The sequence below is a fragment of the Methyloligella solikamskensis genome, from assembly GCF_042676065.1.
Lineage (GTDB): Bacteria > Pseudomonadota > Alphaproteobacteria > Rhizobiales > Methyloligellaceae > Methyloligella > Methyloligella solikamskensis.
On the sequence record NZ_JBHTJO010000001.1, the window covers coordinates 2,567,635 to 2,590,061 of the forward strand.

Annotated in this window: 20 protein-coding genes; 7 read left to right on the top strand and 13 right to left on the bottom strand. The window is 62.4% G+C overall.

Annotation, left to right across the window (positions count from 1 at the left end; genetic code table 11):
- Positions 1-6 precede the first annotated feature (6 nt).
- The 5 genes from ACFQ2F_RS12315 to ACFQ2F_RS12335 all read right to left on the bottom strand — a co-directional run bounded on the left by ACFQ2F_RS12315 (position 7) and on the right by ACFQ2F_RS12335 (position 5,151).
- Entirely contained in the window at positions 7-1,089 is a 1,083-nt protein-coding gene (locus tag ACFQ2F_RS12315; protein ID WP_379090274.1) for an AAA family ATPase, read from the bottom strand.
- Positions 1,090-1,247: 158 nt separating this feature from the next.
- Positions 1,248-1,547 (bottom strand): methanol dehydrogenase [cytochrome c] subunit, encoded by a 300-nt coding sequence (locus ACFQ2F_RS12320; RefSeq protein ID WP_379090276.1) that lies wholly within the window; start codon positions 1,545-1,547, stop codon positions 1,248-1,250.
- 89 nt (positions 1,548-1,636) lie between these two features.
- A complete protein-coding gene (gene moxG / locus ACFQ2F_RS12325) occupies positions 1,637-2,194 on the bottom strand; it encodes a cytochrome c(L), periplasmic (RefSeq protein WP_379090278.1) in 558 nt (185 codons plus the stop codon).
- Positions 2,195-2,253: 59 nt separating this feature from the next.
- Positions 2,254-3,180 (bottom strand): methanol oxidation system protein MoxJ, encoded by a 927-nt coding sequence (gene moxJ, locus ACFQ2F_RS12330; protein WP_379090280.1) that lies wholly within the window; start codon positions 3,178-3,180, stop codon positions 2,254-2,256.
- 78 nt (positions 3,181-3,258) lie between these two features.
- Positions 3,259-5,151, bottom strand: coding sequence for a methanol/ethanol family PQQ-dependent dehydrogenase (locus ACFQ2F_RS12335; RefSeq protein WP_379090282.1), 1,893 nt, complete (start codon positions 5,149-5,151; stop codon positions 3,259-3,261).
- A 515-nt stretch (positions 5,152-5,666) separates the two neighbouring features.
- Here ACFQ2F_RS12335 and ACFQ2F_RS12340 point away from each other — a divergent pair.
- The 5 genes from ACFQ2F_RS12340 to ACFQ2F_RS12360 all read left to right on the top strand — a co-directional run bounded on the left by ACFQ2F_RS12340 (position 5,667) and on the right by ACFQ2F_RS12360 (position 9,773).
- Entirely contained in the window at positions 5,667-6,275 is a 609-nt protein-coding gene (locus ACFQ2F_RS12340; protein ID WP_379090284.1) for a hypothetical protein, read from the top strand.
- Positions 6,272-6,724, top strand: a complete 453-nt coding sequence (locus ACFQ2F_RS12345; protein ID WP_379090286.1) for an FKBP-type peptidyl-prolyl cis-trans isomerase — start codon at positions 6,272-6,274, stop codon at positions 6,722-6,724. Before ACFQ2F_RS12340 ends, ACFQ2F_RS12345 begins: the two co-directional genes overlap by 4 nt.
- Before the next feature lie 72 nt (positions 6,725-6,796).
- On the top strand, positions 6,797-8,335 hold the full coding sequence (locus tag ACFQ2F_RS12350; RefSeq protein ID WP_379090288.1) for an ATP-binding protein: 1,539 nt from the start codon (positions 6,797-6,799) through the stop codon (positions 8,333-8,335).
- Positions 8,332-8,997, top strand: a complete 666-nt coding sequence (locus ACFQ2F_RS12355) for a response regulator transcription factor (RefSeq protein WP_379090290.1) — start codon at positions 8,332-8,334, stop codon at positions 8,995-8,997. Before ACFQ2F_RS12350 ends, ACFQ2F_RS12355 begins: the two co-directional genes overlap by 4 nt.
- 317 nt (positions 8,998-9,314) lie before the next feature.
- Positions 9,315-9,773, top strand: a complete 459-nt coding sequence (locus ACFQ2F_RS12360) for a hypothetical protein (protein WP_379090292.1) — start codon at positions 9,315-9,317, stop codon at positions 9,771-9,773.
- Between the two features lie 111 nt (positions 9,774-9,884).
- Here the strand turns inward: ACFQ2F_RS12360 and glnT are convergent, their stop codons facing one another.
- The 7 genes from glnT to ACFQ2F_RS12395 form a co-directional block, all read right to left on the bottom strand.
- Positions 9,885-11,192, bottom strand: a complete 1,308-nt coding sequence (gene glnT / locus ACFQ2F_RS12365) for a type III glutamate--ammonia ligase (RefSeq protein ID WP_379090294.1) — start codon at positions 11,190-11,192, stop codon at positions 9,885-9,887.
- Between the two features lie 33 nt (positions 11,193-11,225).
- A complete protein-coding gene (locus tag ACFQ2F_RS12370; RefSeq protein WP_379090296.1) occupies positions 11,226-12,566 on the bottom strand; it encodes an FMN-binding glutamate synthase family protein in 1,341 nt (446 codons plus the stop codon).
- On the bottom strand, positions 12,566-13,255 hold the full coding sequence (locus ACFQ2F_RS12375; protein WP_379090298.1) for a GltB/FmdC/FwdC-like GXGXG domain-containing protein: 690 nt from the start codon (positions 13,253-13,255) through the stop codon (positions 12,566-12,568). Before ACFQ2F_RS12375 ends, ACFQ2F_RS12370 begins: the two co-directional genes overlap by 1 nt.
- Positions 13,255-14,157: a class II glutamine amidotransferase gene (locus tag ACFQ2F_RS12380; RefSeq protein ID WP_379090300.1), complete on the bottom strand. Its 903-nt coding sequence runs from the start codon at positions 14,155-14,157 to the stop codon at positions 13,255-13,257. The genes ACFQ2F_RS12375 and ACFQ2F_RS12380 overlap by 1 nt, the downstream gene beginning before the upstream one ends.
- 126 nt (positions 14,158-14,283) lie before the next feature.
- Entirely contained in the window at positions 14,284-14,898 is a 615-nt protein-coding gene (locus ACFQ2F_RS12385; RefSeq protein WP_379090710.1) for a helix-turn-helix domain-containing protein, read from the bottom strand.
- Positions 14,899-15,336: 438 nt separating this feature from the next.
- Positions 15,337-15,489, bottom strand: coding sequence for a hypothetical protein (locus tag ACFQ2F_RS12390; protein ID WP_379090302.1), 153 nt, complete (start codon positions 15,487-15,489; stop codon positions 15,337-15,339).
- Positions 15,490-15,501: 12 nt separating this feature from the next.
- On the bottom strand, positions 15,502-16,869 hold the full coding sequence (locus ACFQ2F_RS12395) for an ammonium transporter (RefSeq protein WP_379090304.1): 1,368 nt from the start codon (positions 16,867-16,869) through the stop codon (positions 15,502-15,504).
- A 625-nt stretch (positions 16,870-17,494) separates the two neighbouring features.
- Between ACFQ2F_RS12395 and asnB the strand changes: the two genes are divergently transcribed.
- Complete coding sequence (gene asnB / locus ACFQ2F_RS12400; protein ID WP_379090306.1) at positions 17,495-19,423, top strand: asparagine synthase (glutamine-hydrolyzing); 1,929 nt, start codon at positions 17,495-17,497, stop codon at positions 19,421-19,423.
- 57 nt (positions 19,424-19,480) lie between these two features.
- Positions 19,481-19,939, top strand: a complete 459-nt coding sequence (locus ACFQ2F_RS12405) for a DUF6790 family protein (protein ID WP_379090308.1) — start codon at positions 19,481-19,483, stop codon at positions 19,937-19,939.
- A 36-nt stretch (positions 19,940-19,975) separates the two neighbouring features.
- Here ACFQ2F_RS12405 and ACFQ2F_RS12410 read toward each other — a convergent pair whose 3' ends face one another.
- The gene (locus tag ACFQ2F_RS12410; RefSeq protein WP_379090310.1) at positions 19,976-22,267 is read right to left on the bottom strand and encodes a hypothetical protein; all 2,292 of its coding nucleotides are present in this window, start codon (positions 22,265-22,267) and stop codon (positions 19,976-19,978) included.
- Positions 22,268-22,427 lie beyond the last annotated feature (160 nt).

Consider the following 22,427-nt stretch of genomic DNA (forward strand, 5'->3'; position numbering starts at 1 on the left):
CGACTTTCATGGCGCCGGCACCGTGTCGAACACGGCGGCGAAGAAGCGGCGGATGATGTCCTCGCGCCGGAGCTCGTAGATCGGATCGAGGAAGACGCGGTGGCCCATGGATTCGGGGAACACCTCGCGCAGATCCTCAGGCACGACCATGTCGCGCCCGTTGAGCCAGGCGGCCACGCGGGCGGCGCGGAGCAGATAGCTCATGCCGCGCGGGCTGGCACCGCCCTGGACGAGGCGGGCCATATCGACGCCTTCCAGGTCGATTCCGACGGAGATGGGATCGCGCAGGGCCTGCCAGAGATCCAGCGCATAGCGCTCCAGCGCCTCGCTGGTGGTGACGCTCTCCTGAATGGTGCGGGCGACTTGATCCATGGATTCGAAATCCAGGATGTCGGGCGCGACGGTCTGGATGAGGCTATCGACGTCATGGAAGCGCGTCTGAAAGGCGAGCTCCCGGCGAACCTCGCGGTCGTCCGGCAGCTCCATGTTGATCTCCATGAAGAAGCGGTCGCGGGCCGCAGCCGGCAGCTCGAAGGTCTCTTCGCGCTCGATGCGGTTCCTGTCGGCGAAGACCTGGAGATAGGGAAAGGAGTATTCGCGATTGAAGGCGGTGACGCTCCGCTCGGCCATCAAACGCAGGAGCAGAGAATGCACCTGGGGCCGCGCGCGGTTGATCTCGTTGAAGAAGAAGATGGCGAGGTCGCTGCCATGGCGCAGCACAGGGCCGGGATCGACCCGCGGCCGCCCATCCTCACCGAGATAGGTGTAGTAGATCAGATCGGCGGGCATCAGATCGATGGTGCCCTCGACGCGCTCGAACGCGCCGCCCAGGCCGCGCGCCACGGCGCGGAGCAAGGTGGTCTTGCCGACGCCGACATCGCCTTCCAGCAGCACGTGGCCGCGGGCGAAGATCGCAATGGTCAAAAGCCGGATCACGCGGCTCTGGCCAACGATGGCGCCTGCGATCTCGCTTTCGAAGTCTTGAGCTTTATCGCGCCAGACGTTTAGGTCGATGGCGCTATCTTTTGTCTGCTTGTTGCGCGCCTGGCTGCTCCCAGGCGCGGGCGTTCCGGACGGTCCCGACGACATCTCTTCCCCTCATTCCACCGTTCGCGTTCAACGCTCCCTATCGCTGCCCGCGCGGCGGTTCTTAAGTTGAAGAGGGTGCAGCCGAGGCTGCACCCCACCCCTCAATCAGAGGCCGAGGCCTCGAAATCGAGGGTTAGCTCTGGGAGAAGCGGACAGAGCTAATCGAGTTTCGAGACGTCGTAGACCCACTCACCGGTCTCCTTGAAGTGCGCGGTACGCTTGGCGTTGCGCTCTTCCATCTCGGTGATGGAGTTGCTCTGCTTGGCAAGCTCCTTCGGGTCGTGCTTGGGATCGTATTTCGAGCCCTCCACCTTTTCCGGATAGCCCGGCTTCGGCTCCCAGCAGTTGCCGGGCGCCTTGCAGTTGGTGCCGTCATAGGCAAGCGCCCCGGCGGTGGACATGGTCAGCGCGGCGGCGGCAGCCAGCACCACGCCGGTCAGTTTCGTCTTGGCAGTCATGGGTCAGTTCCTCCGTAGTCACTCTTCGCTGCTTGGCGGATTGGTCCGCCTTTTTCTCCGGGACAATCGCAACACCCAGCGTCAGGCCGTTACGACTTGCCCTCGGGAACCTTGCATTCTCCTGTGGCCTCGACGCTGGTCGGATGCTCGGCGTCATAAGGCTCAAAGTTCGCTTTCTGCTCCTCGGTAAGCCACGTGGCTTCCGCGGGGTCGTCCTTGTAGAAGTGCCGGATCCAGGCGATCACCTTCAGGGACTCGTCCACACCGAGATCCGAGTGCGGGCCCATCATGGAGCGCGCGCCGCCCCACATGGTCTCGAACAGACCCTTGTCGGTCTTGTTCTTCGGATAGGTGTAGTAGTCGTCGTTGAGGCCCGGTCCGATCTTGCCTTCGCCCACATGGCCGTGACAGCCGGAGCATGAGGCGAGGAAGGTCTGCTCACCCTCTGCAAGACAGTTGGGGACCTCGGTGTAGAGGTTCTCGCCCGTCTCGAGGAAGTGCTGGGCAGCTGGCGTATCCGCTCCTTCCGCGTCGCTCAGATCCAGGGCCTCGCCCGTGATCGTGTGGTTGAAGGTCAGCTCCGCAGCCGCGATGAGCGGCATGGAAACCAGGGCGGCCGACAAGGCCAATACTTTCAAAGCTCTCATTCTCAACCTGTTGTTTTCTTTTGAATTGCTCCCTGAGGCGTCCCCCAAAACGCCTCTCCTTACGATTTGGATTCCGGCTTCTTCTTCTCTGGAATTTCCTGAAGCGGAATCCCCTCCTCCTCCAGCACGGCCTGGATCTGCGGGCGGCTCTTCTCCAGTGCCGCGTTGAGCTCCTTCAGAAGCTCCTCGTCGCCTTTGCGGACGCCCATGGCCTGGCTGAAGTGGAACGGCACCGGCTCGCCGTCGACGCGGTAGTTCTCGTCCGGCACCGGCGTCATCTTCACCGCGTCGTCATTGGTGACGTAGCGCGCGATCTCAGGTGCGAAGACGATGGCGACGTCGGCCTTGCCGCTCTTCAGATCCGTGATGAACGTCGTCGGATTGATGCGGACATAGGCGTTGCGCCGGCTTTTGAAGTTGGTCAGGGACCGGTGGTAGTTGAAGTTCCGGTTATAGAGTCCGACCTTCTTCAGCATGGTCTCCACGGGTCCGCCCGGATCGAAGCCGATCGGATGGGCCTCGTAGAGGTCCTTGCTGTCGAAGGAGTCGATCTCCAGATCGGAATCGGCCGGCTGCACGAAGACATAGGACGTGCGGTAATACGGCTCAGTGGTCAGGACGCGCGGATCGCCGTCGTCGAGACCGATCACCACGTCGCACTTCTTCTCGTTGAGCATGTCGCGCACGAGATAGATCGCCGGACGGTCCATCCAGACGAACTCGACGTCGCGGCCCATCTCGTCGGCGACGATCTTGGCGATCTTGTTCTCGAAGCCGTCCTCGTCCTCGGTGGAATAAGGCGCTTCGGTGCTGGAGGCGCAGACCCGCAGCACATCGCTGCTCGCGGCCTTCTCAGCCTCTTTCTTGGCGGTGTCGTCAGCGGCGTGACCTGAGGTGGCCAGGCCGGCGATGAAGGCGGCAGCCACAAGCGCGGGCGCCAGCCTCGAGGTGTGTTTGATGAATTCCATGGTGCTTCTCTCTTTCATGGGATTTTCCTGGGGGGCCTTCGGATTGCGCAGGGGATCCGTCCCGCCGGCAGGACCGGCGGGACGGAAATCGCCTAGCTAGTTCCGAATGACATCGGTCGAGTACTCATCCAGGGTCGGATCGTCGTACGGGCCCTTCCCATCGAGGGAGAAGACCAGCAGACCGCCACCCTGTTGGGTCCAGTTCTGCAGCTCGCGGAACGCACCCACAGCACCCAGACCAGCAGTCGGGTCATCGAGGTCGAAGACCAGACCAACGCCCGGCCAGCCGCCAACACCGTAGTAGATGCCGACATACTGCGTGCCGTCGTGCTCGTAGGTCATCGGGTAGCCGATGGCGCCAGACGGCATCTTGAACTTCCACAGAAGCTCACCCGTCTCGCTGTTGCGGGCTTTGAAGTAGCCGTCGAGCGTGCCGTAGAAGACCAGATCGCCAGCGGTGGCCATGGTGCCGCCCCAAGCAGCGAAGCGCTCCATGACGGACCACTTATAGGTGCTGCTGTCGGCGTCGTAGGCCTTCACCTGGCCAAGACCCAGGTAGTTCTGACGGTCGCCCTTCGGGCCGGGGTACATCGACAGGGTCGCACCGACGAAGAACTGGCCGGCACGATACGGAAGCATGAAGGGCTCCCAGTCCATGCAGATGTGGTTGATGGCCAGGTAGAAGAGCTCCTTCTCCGGGTCGTAGGAGTCGTGAGCCTGGTCATGATAACCCATGGCCGACGGGCAGATGTCGGTGCCCTTGTGGTCCATGCGGGTGCCATACTCAGGATCGCGAACCGGGATGCCCGTCTCCATGTCGACATGGGTCCAGACGTTCACGGTGTCATCCAGGAAGTCAGCCCGAACCAGGTCACCGTTGGTGCGGTCCAGGGTGTAGATGATGCCGTTACGATCCGGATGGGTCAGGAGCTTCTTGTCCTCGCCATCGATCTTCTGATCGCTGAGCATGATGACGTTCACGCCAGCGTAGTCCCACTCGTCATGCGGGGTCTTCTGGTAGCCGAACTTCAGCTCGCCGGAGTCGGCATCGCGGGCCATGATGGTCATGGTCCACTTGTTGTCGCCCGGACGCATGGTCTCGTTCCACGGCGACGGGTTGCCCGAGCCGTAGTAAATGAGATTCAGGTCCGGATCGTAGGCATACCAACCCCAGTTGGTGCCGCCGCCGATCTTCCAGGCATCGCCTTCCCAGGTCGCCAGGCCGAGGCCCTTCTGACCATACTGCGGGTTGGCGCTGTTGAAGTCGTCGCCGATGCCGATGTCCTCGTCGGGACCGGTGGCATACATGCGCCACACCTGGCCGCCGTCGTGGGCGCTATAGGCAGTGGCATAACCGCGAACGCCGAGCTCGGCGCCCGAGGAACCGACGATGACCAGGTCCTTAACGACGTAAGGCGCAACGGTCAGGGTCGAACCGACCTTGATGTCGGAATTCTCCACCTTCCAGTACAGGCTGCCGTCCTCAGCCTTCAGCGCGACGACGTTACCGTCGAGCTGATTGCTGATGATCAGCGGAGGCGTGTCACCGCCGCCCGGGAAGTAGGCCAGGCCACGGTTGACCAGGTCGCAGCAAGCCACGGAACGGGCTGCCGGATCCTGCTTCGGCTTGTACTGCCACTTGATCTTGCCCGGGTTGTCGAGGTCCAGGGCATAGACGTTATTCGGGAAAGCCGAGTTGATGTACATCACGCCGTCCACGACAAGCGGCGTGCCCTCATGACCATTCAACAGACCGGTCGAGAACGTCCAGGAGACCCGGAGGTCTTTGACGTTCTCGGTGTTGATCTGGTCCATCTCGCTGTAATTATCAGCGGTGTAGTCCTTCCCCGGCATCACGTAGTTGGCGTTGTCTTTCGACAGCTCGATGAGCTTGTCGTTCGCAACGGCTGCGGATGATCCGAGGAAGCCAACGGCAAGTGCGACGCATGACGCTGACGCAATCGTGCCGAAACGTTTAAGTCCGTTCATATGCTGAACCCTCGCGTTTTCGCTCCCAACGGGTGCGGAGTTGAAGGCCGCATGCGCCACTCCAAAAGAGCGCCGCAACAGCCTCTCTCCGCCTCTCATTCGGCGCCGGACAGCACTCTTGGATGGAGCTGATGCCTTGCGCCTATCGCAGTCCGGATTGGCCCGGACCTTTCGCAAAGGCGCCGCCATCTATGGGGACGACGGAAAGCCTTTTCGGCGATGTGGGCATCGTAGGGGGAGGGTCGCGCTTCCGTCTTTGGGAGGGTTCCTAGACTCGAAGCAGGACGAGTTCTCAAACCGCGGCGGACAAAGTGATCGCTCGGGTCTGGATAACTTCTAACGAAAGGCGGGAGGAAAGATCAGCGTGGCGGGAAAGAATGGCAATGGGATTGAGACCCACCTGCAAGCCAGGAAGTGGCACACTTGGCGGGACTCTTCTCGCAATGATCCCAGCCGCTTATCGCGCTTCGCTGAGGTCGCCGAGAATAACGCCTCTAAATTGAAAGACGACCCTCGTGGCTGCGTTTTCTCCGCTACCGATTGCCGCAACGGCATCTGCACGCCCCGGCTACATGGCTCAGACCGTAGCCTTGCTCGGCCGCTTGTCGCGCGCCGCCGGCCTCGCAACAGCCCTCGGGCTGGCGGGGATTCTTAGCGCCTGCGGCGACGATGTCTCCGCGCCTGAACAGGCAGAGGAGATCCCGACCGAAACCACGCAAAACAAGGAGCTCGCCCAGAAGGGCTGGCTGACCGTGCACGACAAGATCTCGCCCGCCCGATGGCTAGCGAGTCGCGAGGCTGGTTACGACGTCGAGTTGGACGATCCCCGGGTGAAGGAGCTGCACAAGAGGTTGCAAGACGCCAAGGGCGTCTTCGGCACGCCTTATCGGATGACGGCGAATCGTGCGGTCCAGTTGGAGCAGATGATCGATGAGGCCGGCTGGGAGCATGAGGATGCGGTCGATCTGATCGTGACCTTCACCGATGTCGGTGAATCGGACACCGCCGGTCAGGGTTTCGGCCAGATCGCGCAGGCCTACTTCCACCTCCGCAAATCCGGGCTCAGCCACGAGGAGGCGCTCCAGAAGATCAAAGAGGAAGCCAAGGAGGACCCCCAGCAATGACTCGAGCTCTTCACGTGAACCGTTTTCTGCCCCTCGCCCTCGCCGCTGTTCTGGCGGCATGCCTGAGTCTCGCTCAGGCGCTTGCTTCACCACAGACCTATTACACGGACTCCGGTCTGGGCGTGGGCGACATCACGGTGGGTACGGGCCCGCAGCCGCGGCCCGGGCAAACGGTCGTCGTGCACTACACGGGCTGGCTCTACGAGCGCGGCACCAAGGCGCGCAAGTTCGACAGCTCCGTGGACCGGGGCGAGCCCTTCTCCTTCACACTCGGCAAAGGCCAGGTGATCGAGGGCTGGGATGAGGGCGTCGCCAGCATGAAGGAAGGCGGCAAGCGCACCCTGATCATCCCGCCGGAGCTTGCCTATGGCGAGAGCGGTGCGGGCGATGCGATCCCCCCGAACGCCACGCTCATCTTCGATGTCGAGCTCCTCGATGTGAAGGACTGACGCGCAGCGGACTGACAGCGCCGGGCCGGGCCTCGAAAGGGGGCGGCCCCCGCACAGCTACATGACAAGGTGATGCAAGTGCTCAAGATGGGCTGGCAAACGCTCTGGTACGGGCGGACGATACGAACGCAGCTGCTGGTCGCCATCGGCGCGATCAATCTCTGCGCGCTCGCGATCGCCGGCATCGTCACGATCTATAATGCGCGTCACGCCACGAAGGTGGAGGTCTCCGCCTCCATGGAGCTCGCCAAGCAGTTCGTGCAGGCGACCATCCGCAGCGTGGAGCCGGACGGGCGCTACGGGCTTCTGTCCCAGAAGGTGACCCAGCTTTCGGAGCGGCTGCAGCTCGCCCAGCTCCGCCATGTGCGCATCTATATGGCGAACGCCGCCGGCGATCTGACGCCCATGACGGGGGGAGCGCCGGCGCCGTTACCCTCGCACGACGAAGAGGCCGCGCCGCCGGCCTGGTTCGAAGCGCTGGTGACGCCGGAGATCGAGACCAGCGCTCTCAACGTGATCCAGACCGATCCGGTCAGCGGGCATCTGATGGTGACCGAACGCCCCGAGCAGGCCGGTAAGGTCTGGGATCTCGGGACCGTGGTGATCCAGGGCGCACCGGAGGACGAGATCGCGGAGGTCTGGGAAGACGTCTCCAGCCTGTTCCTGCTCTGGCTGCTGCTCGACGCCGCCATGCTGCTGGTCTTCTACATTCTGCTCGGGCGGATGCTCGGGCCGCTGGCCTCCATCGCCCGGGGCATGTCGCAGCTCGAGGACGGACAATACGCGACCCGCCTGCCCCGGCCGCGCGTCGTGGAGCTGGCGGCGCTCGCCGACCGCTTCAACTTCCTAGCCGAGACGCTGGGCCGGGCCCGGGCGGAGAATGCCCGGCTCTACGAGCAGCTCATCACGGTGCAGGAGGACGAGCGACGCGAGGTGGCGAGCGAGCTGCATGACGAGGCGAGCCCCTGCCTGTTCGGCATCACGGCCAACGCCTTTTCCATCGAGCAGCTGGCCGGCAAGCGGAAGGACAAGCGCACAAGTGAGATCAAGAGCCACGTCTCGGAGATCCTCAAGATTACCGAGCATCTGAAGGCCATGAACCGGGTGCTTCTGAAGAAACTGCGTCCCATCGCGCTCGGCAAGATTCCCATCGCCGACGCCATCACGGATCTCGTCAACGAGCTCGCCCAGCGCTTCCCCGATGTGGAGATCGACCACGCGATCAATGTGGACGCAAGAAGCTACGGCGAGAAGATCGACCTGGCGCTCTACCGCTGCGTCCAGGAAGGCGTGACCAACGCCATCCGCCACGGGCGGGCGGAGCTGGTTCAGGTGATCCTCACTGAGAAAGACGGCGGGCCGTCCCGCGGCGGGAAGGACCTGCCCCGCACGGCGCAGCTCACGATCTCCGACGATGGGCAGGGTATCTCCGCCGACACGCCTGTCGGCTTCGGCATGACGGTGATGCGCGAACGCATCCATGCGCTCGGCGGCAATTGCGCGGTGCAGACCGCGCCCTCCCAAGGCACGACCCTGAAGGTGCTCGTGCCGCTCCAGGTTTCGCACGGTTCGGCTCAACAAAATCAACCAGAAATCGAAATGCACCAATGACCCAAGTTCTGATCATCGACGACCATCCGATCGTTCTGGAAGGCACCAAGAAGCTTCTGAAGTTCGCGGGCGTCAAAGGCATTCTCGGCAGCCAGACTCTGGCCGAGGGCTTCCGTCTCTATCGCGCCAAAAAGCCCGACGTGATCATCGTCGATCTCGCCATGCGCACGGGCGCGCTGGGCGGACTCTCCTTCATCCGGCGCCTTAGGCTGCACGACCGGCGCACGCCGATCCTCGTCTTCAGCATGCATAACGACCCCTTCATCGTGAGCCGCGCACTCAAGATCGGGGCGAACGGCTATATCCTTAAGGACACGCCGTCGGAGGAGATCCTGAAGGCCTTCGACCGGGTGAAGGAAGGGCTGCCCTATCTCGGCCACGACATCGCGTCCGAGGTGGCGTTCCTTGAGGCGAAGGGGAGCGCGTCGAATCCGTTGCGCGCCATCAGCGTGCGGGAGCTGCAGATCCTCTCCCTCATCGCGGAAGGTAAGCCCTACTCGGAAATCGCCGAGGAGCTGCATGTCAGCTACAAGACCGTCGCCAACACCTGCGGGCAGCTTAAGGCCAAGCTCGGGGTGAAGTCCCTGTCGGAGCTGATGCGCATCGCCATCGAGCATCTGCCGTCGCGCTCGGGCACGTCGAGCAAGAGCTATCGGGACTAGCCCTACGCCGACCAAGACGAGACTTCGTGAAAGCTCTGGATTTTTGCCTCGGCTCCATCATGTCTGTTGATTATTGGCTGCACCGCACCCCCGAATCGTTCTTAGATCGTTCCATTTGCGGGGTGGTCCGACACAGGGGGTTCGGATGCGAGGGGGATTCATTCTGGTAATAGTCGCTACCTGCTGCCTATTTGCAGCGGGTTGCCGGACTGTGGAGACTGAGCAGCGTTACTCCCCGCTTGCTCCACCCGATTTCAAAGAACAGCCCAGTGACGAACAACTAGACCGCCTCGAACGAGAAATGTCGGAGGTTCCTCATGTGGAAATGGTGGCACACTAACCTAGTTAAGCCCTTCGTCGCCCGGGCAAAGGCACAGTTCATTAATTGGCTCGTGCAAGGGGCAACCACAGTCTTTTTGTACTTTCTTTTAGCTGGTGCGAATGGGCTTTACCGGATTTCCTGGCAGGAGGATAACTCGGCGGAACTCGCCGCAGGCCAGACTTATAAGTCTAGAGGTTTTTCGGCCTTCAGAGCTAAGAAGCCGAGGTTAGCCCATCTGAACTACCGTGAAGCTGCCAAGATTTACCGCAAGCTAGCCGATGTGGGCGACCCCAATGCACAGATCGAACTGGCAAAACTCTCGTGTCTTGGCTGGGGGATGGCGAAGAATCGACCGTATGCCGAGTATCATTTTCGGCAATCGGATCTAGAGCGCGCGACGCGTTTGCGTCTTTTGTCGGTCCCGGATCTCGCCGAGTGTGTTCCTACAACCTAGCAGGTACTAGGTAAAAAAAATCGGCCGCTCTCCCCGCTCCGCCTCCTGTGCGCATGAGGCGGTTTGGGGAAAGCGGCCGAGTTCGTTCTCAACCGTTGCGGCACACGCCCGCTAGCAATCCAGCGTGTTCTTCCGCTCCCAATCGGTCAGCGACTTGGAGAAATCGTTCCACTCTTGCTTCTTCAGCTTGAGGAAGGAGGAGATGAACTCTTCGCCGAGACGTTCGCGCAGGACTTCCGACTTCTCCAGCTCGCGCAGGGCGTCGAGCATGTTCAGCGGCAAGCGCTTGCAGTCAGTGACAGTGTGGCCCAGCTCGTACATGTCGATGTCGAGCCGCTTGCCGGGATCGCGCTTGTTGTCGATGCCGTCGAGACCGGCCGCCAGAACCGCCGCACCGAAGGAGTACGGATTCACCGCACCGTCGGCGAGACGGAACTCGAAGCGGCCGCCGCCCGGAATACGGATCATGTGGGTCCGGTTGTTTCCGGTATAGGTGACCGAATTAGGCGACCAGGTCGCGCCGGACGAGGTGCGCGGCGCATTGATGCGCTTATAGGAGTTCACGGTCGGGTTGGTGATGGCGGCCATCGCGGGCGCTTCTTCCATCAGACCGGCGATGAACTGATAGCCGAGCTCGGAGAGACCGAGTTCGTCGTTGTCGTCATCGAACAGGTTCTTTCCGTCTTCCTTCGACCACAGCGACACATGCATGTGGCAGCCGTTGCCGGTCAGGTGCGAGAACGGCTTCGGCATGAAGGTCGCGCGCAGGCCGTGTTTCTCGCAGATCGACTTCGTCATGTATTTGAAGAAGACATGGCGGTCGGCGGTGACGAGGGCGTCATCGAAACCCCAGTTCATCTCGAACTGGCCGTTGGCATCCTCGTGGTCGTTCTGATACGCGCCCCAGCCGAGCTCGAGCATACAATCGCAGATCTCGCTGATGACGTCGTAGCGGCGCATCAGGGCCTGGGTGTCGTAGCAGGGCTTGGCCTGCTGGTCGCGCTCGTCGGCTAGCTCCTCGCCATCGGGGCTGATGAGGTGGAATTCGCATTCCACCCCGCTTTTCATCTGGAAGCCTCGCTTATCGGCCTCCGCAATCATCCGCTTAAGGGTGTTCCTCGGCCCCTGCTCGACGAGCTCGCCGTCCATCATCAGGTCGCCGGCCACCCAGGCCACCTCGGGCTTCCAAGGCAGCTGGATGACGCTTTCCGGATCCGGCATGGCGATCATGTCGGAATGGGCCGGGGTCATGTTGAGCCAGGAGGCGAACCCTGCGAAACCGGCGCCATCTTCAGAGATCATGGTGATGGCTTCGGCAGGCACCAGCTTGGCCCGCATTACTCCGAATAGATCAACGAAGCTGATCAAAAAGTATTTCACGCCTCGCTCTTTGGCGAATGTAGCGAGATCAGTGGCCATGGCTGATGTTTCCTCTCCTACTCTACTTGTTCCCTAGAATTGGTCGCCCGATTTGCCGGGGATCCAGTTGGTGCCGGCAAGCGGCACTTGTGCCATCGCAGCCGCCTCGACGCTGAGCGCGACGAGATCTTCCGGCTCCAGATGATTGACGTGATTCTTGCCGTTTGCCCGGGCGATGGTCTGGGCCTCGAGCGTCAGGACCGAGAGATAGTTGGCCAGACGGCGACCGCCTTCGACCGGATCGAAGCGCTTGTAGAGCTCCGGGTCCTGGGTGGTGATGCCGGCCGGGTCCCTGCCCTCGTGCCAGTCGTCGTAGCAGCCGGGCTTGGTGCCGAGCTTGGCGTACTCTTCGGCGAGATGCGGAGAGTTGTCGCCAAGGGCGATCAGGGCCGCACAGCCGATGGAGACCGCGTCCGCACCGAGCGCGAGGGCCTTGGCCACGTCGGCGCCCGTCCGAATGCCGCCGGACACGATCAACTGAACCTTGCGGTGCATGTCGAGATCCTGCAGTGCCTGAACCGCCGGACGGATCGCGGCGAGGATCGGGATGCCGATATGCTCGATGAAGACCTCCTGGGTCGCCGCGGTGCCGCCCTGCATGCCGTCGAGGACGACGACGTCGGCGCCCGCCTTCACGGCCAGAGCCGTGTCGTAATAGGGGCGTGACGCACCGACTTTGACGTAGATCGGGACCTGCCAGTCGGTGAGCTCACGCAGCTCGCCGATCTTGATCTCGAGGTCGTCGCAGCCGGTCCAGTCCGGGTGGCGGCAGGCCGAGCGCTGGTCGATGCCTTTCGGCAGGGTGCGCATCTCGGCGACGCGATCGGAGATCTTCTGGCCGAGCAGCATACCGCCGCCGCCGGGCTTGGCGCCCTGGCCGACGACGACTTCAAGCGCGTCGGCCTTGCGGAGATCGTCGGGGTTCATGCCGTAGCGGGAGGGCAGAACCTGGTAGACGAGGGTCTTGGAATGACCGCGCTCTTCGGGTGTCATGCCGCCGTCGCCCGTGGTGGTCGAGGTGCCCACGGCATTGGCGCCGCGGCCCAGGGCCTCCTTGGCCGGTCCCGACAGGGAGCCGAAGCTCATGCCGGCGATGGTGATCGGAATCTTCAGTTCGATCGGCTTCTTGGCGTAGCGGGTGCCAAGGGTCACCTCGGTGGAGCATTTCTCCCGGTAGCCTTCCAGCGGATAACGCGTCATGGACGCGCCGAGGAAGAGGAGGTCGTCGAAATGCGGGACCTTCCGCTTCGCGCCGGCACCGCGAATGTCATAGATGCCGGTCGCAGCCGCGCGCTGAATCTCGGCAATCGCATACTCGTCAAACGTCGCCGACGGCCGCGGCGGCGAATGGACCCAGCGTCCCTCACCACTCATTAGTACGCCTCCAAATTATCGATCTTGAAATTGTAGAGCTGACGGGCAGAGCCGTAGCGTTTGAACTCGGAGACATCGACCTCGTCGCCGATCCCCGCCTCGTCCAGAATCTTGCGCAGGAGCTCCTTGTCCTTGTCGCGGAGCTTCTTCTCGATGCAGTCGGCACCGAGGCTTTTGACGCTGCCGCGCACGAAGAGCTTCGCTTCGTAGATGGAGTCCCCGAAGGCATCGCCCGCATCACCCAGCACGACGAGATTGCCGGCCTGGGCCATGAAGGCTGACATGTGGCCAACATTGCCTTTGACGACGATGTCGACGCCCCGGTTTGAGATGCCGCAGCGGGACGATGCATTGCCGTCGATAACGACCATGCCGCCGATGCCCGTGGCCGCAGCCGAAGACGAGGCATCGCCCTTCACATGGATCTTGCCGGACATGATGTTCTCGGCGAGGCCGACGCCGGCGCTGCCGTTCACGACGACTTCGGCCTGCTTGTTCATGCTGCCGCAGTAGTAGCCGACCGAACCGTCGATCTCGACGGAGATCGGCGCATCGATGCCCGAGGCGACCGCGTGCTTACCGCGCGGATTGAGGACCTTGAACTCGGCCTTCTCGGAAGAGCCCTGGAGGTCGTGCAGCTTCTGATTCAGCTCGCGAAGCGGCGTCTGTTCCAGATCAACGGTTTCCATTAGCTCCGCTCCCAGAAATATACGGTTGCGGGCTCCGGCTCCCAGACCTTGGCATCCTCGATGCCGGGCAGAGCGGCAAGAGCGCGATATTCGGACCCGAAGGCGACGTAGTCGTCGGTCTCGGCGAGAACCGCCGGCTTGCAGGCGATGGGATCGCGCAGCACGCCGAAGCCGTTCTCGGTGCCGACGACGAAGGTGTAGAAGCCGTCGAGATCGTTCAGGGAGCTTTCCAGGGCCTCCCCCAGGCTGGCGCCCTGCTGCATCCGCCAGGTCAGATAGACGGAAGCGACCTCGGTGTCGTTCTGGGTCTGAAACTCCATGCCCTTGCGCTTCAGCTCGCGGCGCAGAGCGTTGTAGTTGGAGAGCGAGCCGTTATGGACCAGGCACTGATCGATGCCGGTGGAGAACGGATGGGCGCCGGCTGCGTTCACGGCCGACTCGGTGGCCATGCGGGTGTGACCCACGGCATGGCTGCCCGTCATCTGCTCCAGATGAAAGCGATCGGCGACCTTATTGGGACGGCCGATATCCTTGAAGATCTCCATCCGCGTGCCGCGGCCGAAGACCTCGATGCCTTCGCCGCCGAGACGCTCGATGGCCTCCTCGGCTGCAGCCGCATGATCCGCCGCAACGGTCATCACGGCGTGGTTGCCGTGAAGCTCGGGCGAGACATGGGATTCGATGTCGTGAGACACCGTCTCGGCAAGCTTGTTGAAGTCGTAATCGGGCTCCGAAGAGCGCACGGTTAATTTGATATGGCCCTCGTCGCCGGAGCCATAAATGGCGAAGCCAGCGCTGTCGGGGCCGCGATCGCACATCGTCCCCAGCATGGTTGCGGTCAGGCCGCCAAGCTGAGGCTCAAGAGCGCGATTCTTCAGAAAAAGACCGACGATTCCACACATGGGTAGGTATGAGCACTCTCAAAAATAGGGGTTGCGTGCCTCGGCATGAGGCGATGACGCAAACCTATGGGGCGCCTCCCCACCTGTCAACTGTCAGGAATATTTTTTTCCTACTAGGAAAGTTCGTTAAGTCGGCTGGCGCGGATAAATGATGATCGAAAGGTAGGTCATGGGGAGTTCGAGAAGCTCTTCGGGGCCGTGTAAGGCCGTGGAATCAAAGAATAAAGCGTCGCCGGGTGAGAGCGTGTAAATCTTGTCCGCGTGGCGGTAGAGGGATTTCCCCGTTAACTGATAGATGAACTCCACGCCGACATGCTGGAAGAGGCTGTAGGGCTCTGCTTCCTCGGTCAGGGTGATGAGATAGGGCTCCACGACGATGTCGCCGGAGATGGAGTGGCCGAGCAGGTGATACTGGTGGCCGGCCTTGGTGCCGCGGCGCTCGATCGCCACGCCGCTTCCGGCCGGAACATAGGAGCAGTCCCGCTGATCCTCGTAGCTCTGGAAGAACGACGTGATGGGCACGTTGAGCGCCCGGGAGAGCGCCTCCAGGCTCTCGATGGAGGCTGAGACGGCGCCGTTTTCGATTTTCGACAGCATGCCGGCGGAGATGCCGGCCTGGTCGGCGAGCTCGGCGCCCGTGAGGTCGAGCTTGCGGCGGAGCGTGCGCACCTGAAGGCCGATGGCCTTGGCGAGAGACCGGGTCGAGGCGCCCCGCGGGGCCGACGATCCGGTATGGAGCACATCGTCCTCCACCTCGCCGAAAGTGCCGAATTCGGCTCCGGCACCGGCAATGGTGTTCGGATGGAGAACCCGGCGCGCTGGCCGCGTTTCCTCAGGCTGATTTTGTGGCTTGAGTTTGCTTGCTTTTTTTCTTTCCGGCATGCCTTTCCCCGCTCGCCCCTACCCTAGATTCAATTGGTACAAAACCGACATCCGTCATGTCTATCGCGGCAACTGAAGATTGTAGCAGATAGAGGCGATTCGAGCGCCGGGCTGGACCTTCGAAAAGGGCTGCGTGGCGCGTGGCCGAACGAGGCGGTCTTATTGCCGCTTGGAAAATTGGCACAGCAGCCTAGGCCAAAATATTCCAAAAAGAAGGGACCGCCTAAGCTTTACGAACGCGGTCCCCAAAAGGAGACCGGCGCGCCCCTTTCGGAACGCGCCGGCCAAGTCACTCTACTAGTGGAGGGTAAACGACCGGTAGAGGAACCAGAGTGCGATAACCACGCTCAAGATCAGGCAGATCGTTGCGAGCGTCGGGCTATTGGCAAAGCTGTGAAACGCGCCCTCAGCATTCACGTAGCCCTCGGCATCTTCAAAAGGTGAACCCATTTTCCGTCTCCTTTAGCTCTTCGCAGGCGCTGCGAAGGTTTGTTCCGGATAGGCGTTAACGCCCAGCTCTTTAAGGTCGAGACCTTCCTCTTCGAACTCAGGCGAGACACGCAGCAGCCCCATTGCTTTCAGGAGCAGGCTGACGAGGTAGCCCGGAACGAAGCCCAGCAGGATGGCGCCGATGAAGGTGCCGCCAAGCTGGCCCAGGAGGTTGATCGGAGGCTGACCGGCCTGCTGGATGTATCCAGCAGCGAAGATGCCCGGCAGAATACCGCCGATCATGCCGACCAGACCGTGAACCGACACGGCGCCGACCACGTCGTCGATGCCCATGTTTTCCACGAAGGCAACGAACTTCGGCATGAGCCAAGCACCGGAGAAGGCCAACACGATCACGAGCGCCGGATGGTACAGGTCGATCCCGCCGGCCACGGTGATGATGCCCGCCAGACCACCGGAGATGGTCAGGAAGGGATCCGCCTTGGACGACACGTAGGCACCGATCAGACCGGCGGAGAGCGCCAGCGTCACGTTCATTGCCAAGGTCGCCAGGGTCGTGGGACCGCCATAGATGGTCGTCAGACCGGTGTAATCGGGCAGGAAGATCACGCAGTCGGCCAGGAAGAAGAAGAAGCCGATGAAGATCAGGAACAGCCCGATAAGGGTCAGCGAGATATTGTGCGGCAGGATCGGCTGCGGCTTGCCGTCAATGTACTTGCCGATACGCGGCCCGAGATTGATCAGCACGCCAAGCGCGAACATACCGGAGACGCCATGCACGACGACGGCGCAGCCGAAGTCATGCCAGCCCCACTCGGTGGTCCACCAGCCGTAGTAGTTCCAGCCCCAAGCCGCCGCGACTACCCAGCAGAAGCTGCCGAGCACGATGGCGAGGATGTAGTAGCCGCCCATCTGAATGCGCTCGATCACCGCGCCCGACAGAATCGAGGCCGTGGTCATGGCAAACAGTGCGAAGACCATCCAGAAGACGCCCGTGAGCTCGTCCGACTTGGTCGGGGTGAGCGCTTCGGACCAGGGGTAGGAGCCAACCACCAGGCCATAGGCATCGGACGCGACTCCGCTCAAGGAGCCGGGATCCGTCCAGGGTCCGAATAGCGGACCGGTGACCGGAAATAGTGGGAAGGCGTTGTAGACCCAAAAGCCAAAGAAGAAGAAGGTGATACCGACGATCGGAACCGTCATCAGGTTCTTCAGCATCGTGGCCAAGAAGTTCTTGGACCGTGCCACACCGCCTTCGTAGGCCAAGAAGCCGACGTGGATGAGAAGCATCAGCACGCCGGTGATGTAGTAATAGGCTTCCGCCGTAAACAGTTTCAGAAATGGTAGGGCCTCTAGGCCCTCAATTGCTTGCTCTTCCATTCAGAATCCCTCCGTTGAACCCGCAGCAAAAGGCTAACGACCGGTTAAGCAGGTTTCGTGCCAAGAAATAAAAATTCCGCTTAGGAATTTCGCCAGAGGCCTGAAATCGTTGAAGAAGCGCGCGGAGTCAGGGTGGCAAAGGACCGCCGAGTCCCCTCGGTCCACCATCCGAAATAAGGCGCCTTTGGGGCACACCCGCCGCCGTATGTCTGTGCAAAGGGAAGAAAATTGCCCAATTAATTAGCAGATCTCTGTCAGCGCGCTTGGAGCCGGGAGCCGACCAATCGGCCGCGGAATTTCGGCTTGTCATCGACTTTGCGATCCGGCACGGTCCGTTCCCGTTTGGGGGCAACTTCCAACATAGAGATAAAGCGACCGAGCATCCGTCATCTGAACGGGGCAGACTGGGAACGCCCCAGGCTGGAGACCCGGTAAGCCAATGCCGAACGCTTTGCCTGTGGGCTGAGCCAGAAAGCGCTTGCAGCTCCGCGCCAAGTCAGCGGATCACAAGGCAGTGGATCAAACGTTTAAGACTACGGATCAAACGAGACGCTCAACCGGCGACCGCGCGGATGGCACCTGCCCCGGCGGCCAATAGCCAGATAAGCAGAAGAGCTTTTCGCCCATGTGTGGAATTGCCGGGATCTTGACCGGAACCAAAGCCTCGTCCGACGACCTTGCCACCGGCGTGCTGGCGATGACGGAGGTGCTGCTCCATCGCGGCCCCGATGCGGGCGATCACTGGCTTGACGAGGAGAGCGGTCTGGCGCTTGGCCACCGGCGCCTCTCCATCATCGATCTTTCCGAGACTGGCGCCCAGCCCATGACCTCCGGCTCGGGGCGTTACGTCATCGTCTATAACGGCGAGATCTATAATTTCGGCGATCTGCGCGAGACGCTCTCCCAAGAGGGCCAGAGCTTCCGGGGCACGTCCGACACGGAAGTGATCCTGGCGGGCTTCGATGCTTGGGGGATCGAGCCGACCCTGAAGAAGCTCATCGGCATGTTCGCCTTCGCCGTCTGGGACCGGACCGAGCGGGTGCTGATCCTCTCGCGGGACCGGCTGGGCATCAAACCGCTCTACTGGACCGATACGGGCAAGGGCATCCTGTTCGCCTCCGAGCTCAAGGCGCTGCGCGCCCACCCAACCTTCCGGGTGGAGATCAATCACGGGGCGCTCGCGGGCTTCCTGCGCCAGGGTTATATCGCCCAGCCCAAGACGATCTATCGCGGCGTGCAGAAGCTGGCACCCGGCAAGATGCTGATCCTGCGGCCCAAGCAGGAGCCGAAGCTTGAGAGCTACTGGACCCTCGCCGACGTTGTGGAGGAAGGGCTGGACCAGCCGTTCGAAGGCGACGCCGAGGAAGCGGAAGATGCGCTGGATGCGCTGCTGCGCGACGCCGTGGGCCGGCGAATGATCGCCGACGTACCGCTGGGGGCGTTTTTGTCCGGCGGCATCGACAGCTCGCTGGTGACAGCGCTGATGCAGGCCCAGTCCACGACGCCGGTCAAAACCTTCTCCGTCGGCTTCGGCGAAGACGATTACGACGAGGCGCATCACGCCAAGCAGGTGGCGCAGCATCTCGGCACCGATCACACGGAGCTCTATGTCAGCCCGGAAGAGGCGCTCAACGTGGTGCCGAAGTTGCCGGAGATTTATGACGAGCCGTTCGCCGACGCTTCGCAGATCCCGACCTATCTGATTTCCAAGCTGACCCGCCAGTCGGTCACGGTCGCGCTTTCGGGCGACGGGGGCGACGAGCTGTTCGGCGGCTATACGCGCTATCTGGCGGCGGCACGGTTCGGACGGCTGCTGTTCGGCCAGCCGGGCGGCTTGCGCAATGTGGAGGCCCGCGTGCTGCGGGCCCTGCCGCCCGCGTCCTGGGATGCGCTTGCGCGCGCTATCCCGGCGCGCCAGCGGCCGCGCCAGCTCGGCGACAAGATGCACAAGCTGTCCGATGCGCTGACCGGCACGCCGGAGACCTTCTACCGGAACGTGACGGGGCACTGGGAAGACCCGTCGACCATGGTGATCGGGGCGGCGCAGACGCCGATCCCCTACGATGCGGAGGAGGCACAGGCTTTGGTGCCCGACGCTGTCGAGCAAATGCAGTATCTCGACATGATGAGCTATCTGCCCGACGACATCCTGACCAAAGTGGACCGGGCCTCAATGGCAGTCTCTTTAGAGGTGCGCGTGCCCCTGCTCGACCACCGGGTCGTCGCCTTCGCCTGGTCGCTTCCGAAATCCATGAAGATCCGCCGCGGGCGCAGCAAATGGATCCTGCGCCAGCTGCTGGACCGCTATGTGCCGGCTCACATGGTCGAGCGGCCGAAATCCGGTTTCTCCGTGCCCATCGATAAGTGGCTGCGCGGACCGCTTCGGGATTGGGCGGAAGCCCTACTGGACGAGAGCCGGTTGAAATCGGAAGGCTTCTTCAAGCCCGAGCCGATCCGCCGGAAATGGCAGCAGCATCTTTCCGGCAAGAAGAACTGGCAGGCGGAGCTTTGGGACGTTCTGATGTTCCAGGCCTGGCTGGAACGCTGGAAGTAGCGCGTTTGCGGGATTACGCTCCCGGCTTCACAGATTCGGCTTTGGGGGCTTTTCCAAATGTCCTACATGATCGCGGCGATTCCGATGCTGCTCTATACGGCAGCGCTCATCTTGGGGCTCACCGGCACGCCGCTCGGCTTTGCCGATCAGAGCCTGCCTCCCCTCGCCCAATGGATCCTATTCCTGTCGCTCGGCATTCAGAGCCTGTGGGCAGCGTTCGCCCATTCCATGATGCGGCAGCGGGTGGCCGATTCCATCGGCTGGGACGCAAGCCCGTTCCAGCTCGAGATCGCAGGCGCCAATCTCGGCATCGGGCTCGGCGCCATCGCCGCCTCAATGCTGGGCGGGCCGGCCGCCTGGGCGATCTTCTTCGTATCCGCCGGCTTTCTGTGGAGTGCGGCGGCGACCCATCTGAAGGACATGTTCTCGGAGGCGAACTTCGCCATCAACAATGCGGGCCCCATCTTCTGGTGGGATCTGCTGACGCCGCTGACCCTGCTGATCGCAATTTGGTGATGGGTGACCGGGTAATCGGCGGCGCTCGCGCCTAACCTAGTTCACGCTCATCTCGGCCTGGAACTGCTTGGCCTCCTTCAAGGCCTGGGTGGCGTCCTTCAGCATCAAGGCCGCCCCGCCCGCGGCGAAGGCATCGCGGGTCTCGTCCAGCATCTCGATCCCGTCTTCCAGGTTCTTGCCGCCATCCTTGTTGAGGGCGGCAAGGGTCACCAGAGAATCGCCGAGCTGTAGTTCGATAGGCAGGCGATCGGCCACGCTCGCATTGCGCTCAATGAGCTTGTCGCGGGCGTCACGGAGCATCTCGACGGACTCTTCGAGCTGCCCGGCATTCTTCTTCAGGCGGCCGACCTCCCGGAGCGCGGAGCCTTTCGAATAGGCGTTCTGGTTGGCGAGGATCGGATTGTCGATACCGTCCGTCTTCTCCGCCGCATCGTCTGCGCAGGCCAGCGCGGCCACGGCCAGGGCCACATCGTCTTTCGCATGGGCCGCCGTCCGAAGTGCGCTGGAGGAGAGCGACTTGGCGTTCATCCAGCTGAACGCGTTGCCGAGCTGCTCGTACAAGGTTGCGGCGGCCTCGCAGCGGTCGGAGGCCTTTTCCAGGGTCTCGACCTTTTCAGACAGCGCATCGCCGTCGGCCGCCATGGCGCGGCCCTCGCCCAGATAGGACAAGCATTCGACGAAGGTGGTCTGGGCCTTTACCGGGATCTGATCGGCGCCCGCCTCTTTCGCGAAGCTGTCGGCCGCGGCGAGCGCTTTCTCGGCGGAGGATTCACCGCCTGCGATCACCGCATGGAGCCCATAGAGGATGGCGATCTGCGGCGCGATGCCGGCCAGCTCCTCGGTCCGCTGATGCTCCCGCAGAATGGGAACGACGGGCTCCAGGGTCTCGGCGCTCGCATAGAGGGCGCGGGCGTCGTAGCTGTCCCGCCAGCGGTTGTTGTAGGCGACGGAGAGCAGCGTGCGCACACGCACGACCTCACGGGGCGCCGTCTCGGCATCCAGCAGGTTCAGCGCCTGGCCGAAATCGGTGATCGCCGCGTCCAGATGCTTGGAGACCTCATCGCCTGAGGACAGGGACGCCAAGCTCAGCTCGATGCTGCCGAGATAGCTCTTGATGCGCGCGACGGAGAGCGGGTCTTCCGGCGCGTCCTTCTGCTCCATGAGCGAGTTGAAGAGCCGGTCGGCGCGCTTGAAATGATCCCGCGCGTCTTCTGCGCGGTCCAGCTTCGCGGTCAGATGACCGTCCAGCTTCTGCAGATTGCCGGCGAAATAGAGGAACTCGTTCTCGCTGATCTCGCCCAGCCCGTAGAGCTGCTCAATCAAGGCGAAAAGCTCGTTCGACGTCTGGAGCAGGCTCTCCACGGTCTCCGGCGGCAGGGGCACCCCCTGAACGGCCAGCGTCTCGAAATAATCGGCCATCATCTCGGCCACGAGCAGAACCTGTCCGGACGGCCAGCTCTCCGGGTTGGAGTCGTCCCCGAACAGCTCCTCGACGATGGCGATACCCTCATCGTTCTTGCTGTCGGCCACAAGCGCCGCGCCGATCTGGAGATAGGCCGTCTCGATCTTCTCCCGGATACGCTCGCGGCTCTTGGCATCGAGGGCATCGGGAAGATCGCCGCGCAAACTCTTCAGGCGGTCCATCCAGGCGAGCATGGCCTCGCGCTGCTCGGGCGTGAGATATTTGCCGCGCTGGTTCCAGGCCTTGTAACCGGCGCCCGCCACGACACCGGCGAGCGTCGCGCCGAGCCGGTCGGAGAACTCGCTTGGGATGCGCAAGGGATAGACCTCGGGCTGTGCCTGGCCGCCCCCTTCCGCCGGCTGGCGAGTCAGGATGCGAAGCTCGATCTGCTTCTCCGTCGGCACCGCCCGGCCCCAGATCAGAAGCTCGGCGTTCTGCGCCTCCAGCCAGGTGCGCCCCTCATTCGTAGCGTTGGCGATGTTCTGGGAGAGCCGCCCTTCGGCCGGAAGGGTCAGAGTCTTGGGGTAGAGATCAACCTCGACCGCCGCCTCGCCCGTCGCCGTCATGGGAAGCTGCTGCTCCAGGGCGGTACGGACACGCAAGGTGTATTCGCCGTCGGGATCGTTATCGAGCCGCGCCACCAGGATGCCGAGCCGGTCCTCGCTGAAGGGCTCAGGCATATCCGTCGGCAGGAACTCGTAGATATAACGGCCGACATCCCAGCCGCCGTAAATCACGCCGGTCACCAGCATGGAGACGATGGCCCAAATGGCTGGAATCACGATGAGATTTGAGAAGCCGCGCTGCTCGGACCACCAGTCCTTGGCCCGGCTGCCCGCGTTCTTCAAGGGGTTGGTGCCCTTCATAATCCCTCCCACCGGCCCTACGCTCGTCATTGAAATTACTGGAGGTTGGAGGTTTGGACAATCGGCTGCCGCCCTCTCGCATGCAGTTTCCGCGTTTTCTATAAAAATGAAAACGCTGGCGGGCGTGCAGAGCTTGGGTAAACTCCCCCTGCGGTAGGGT

Coding starts and splice junctions, on each gene's coding strand:
- ACFQ2F_RS12350 (WP_379090288.1), top strand. CDS start 6,797: ATGCAAGTGCTCAAGATGGGCTGGCAAACGCTCTGGTACGGGCGGACG.
- glnT (WP_379090294.1), bottom strand. CDS start 11,192: ATGGCCACTGATCTCGCTACATTCGCCAAAGAGCGAGGCGTGAAATAC.
- ACFQ2F_RS12315 (WP_379090274.1), bottom strand. CDS start 1,089: ATGTCGTCGGGACCGTCCGGAACGCCCGCGCCTGGGAGCAGCCAGGCG.
- ACFQ2F_RS12355 (WP_379090290.1), top strand. CDS start 8,332: ATGACCCAAGTTCTGATCATCGACGACCATCCGATCGTTCTGGAAGGC.
- moxJ (WP_379090280.1), bottom strand. CDS start 3,180: ATGAAAGAGAGAAGCACCATGGAATTCATCAAACACACCTCGAGGCTG.
- ACFQ2F_RS12360 (WP_379090292.1), top strand. CDS start 9,315: ATGTGGAAATGGTGGCACACTAACCTAGTTAAGCCCTTCGTCGCCCGG.
- ACFQ2F_RS12390 (WP_379090302.1), bottom strand. CDS start 15,489: ATGGGTTCACCTTTTGAAGATGCCGAGGGCTACGTGAATGCTGAGGGC.
- ACFQ2F_RS12410 (WP_379090310.1), bottom strand. CDS start 22,267: ATGAAGGGCACCAACCCCTTGAAGAACGCGGGCAGCCGGGCCAAGGAC.
- asnB (WP_379090306.1), top strand. CDS start 17,495: ATGTGTGGAATTGCCGGGATCTTGACCGGAACCAAAGCCTCGTCCGAC.
- moxG (WP_379090278.1), bottom strand. CDS start 2,194: ATGAGAGCTTTGAAAGTATTGGCCTTGTCGGCCGCCCTGGTTTCCATG.
- ACFQ2F_RS12335 (WP_379090282.1), bottom strand. CDS start 5,151: ATGAACGGACTTAAACGTTTCGGCACGATTGCGTCAGCGTCATGCGTC.
- ACFQ2F_RS12320 (WP_379090276.1), bottom strand. CDS start 1,547: ATGACTGCCAAGACGAAACTGACCGGCGTGGTGCTGGCTGCCGCCGCC.
- ACFQ2F_RS12380 (WP_379090300.1), bottom strand. CDS start 14,157: ATGTGTGGAATCGTCGGTCTTTTTCTGAAGAATCGCGCTCTTGAGCCT.
- ACFQ2F_RS12405 (WP_379090308.1), top strand. CDS start 19,481: ATGTCCTACATGATCGCGGCGATTCCGATGCTGCTCTATACGGCAGCG.
- ACFQ2F_RS12370 (WP_379090296.1), bottom strand. CDS start 12,566: ATGAGTGGTGAGGGACGCTGGGTCCATTCGCCGCCGCGGCCGTCGGCG.
- ACFQ2F_RS12375 (WP_379090298.1), bottom strand. CDS start 13,255: ATGGAAACCGTTGATCTGGAACAGACGCCGCTTCGCGAGCTGAATCAG.
- ACFQ2F_RS12345 (WP_379090286.1), top strand. CDS start 6,272: ATGACTCGAGCTCTTCACGTGAACCGTTTTCTGCCCCTCGCCCTCGCC.
- ACFQ2F_RS12395 (WP_379090304.1), bottom strand. CDS start 16,869: ATGGAAGAGCAAGCAATTGAGGGCCTAGAGGCCCTACCATTTCTGAAA.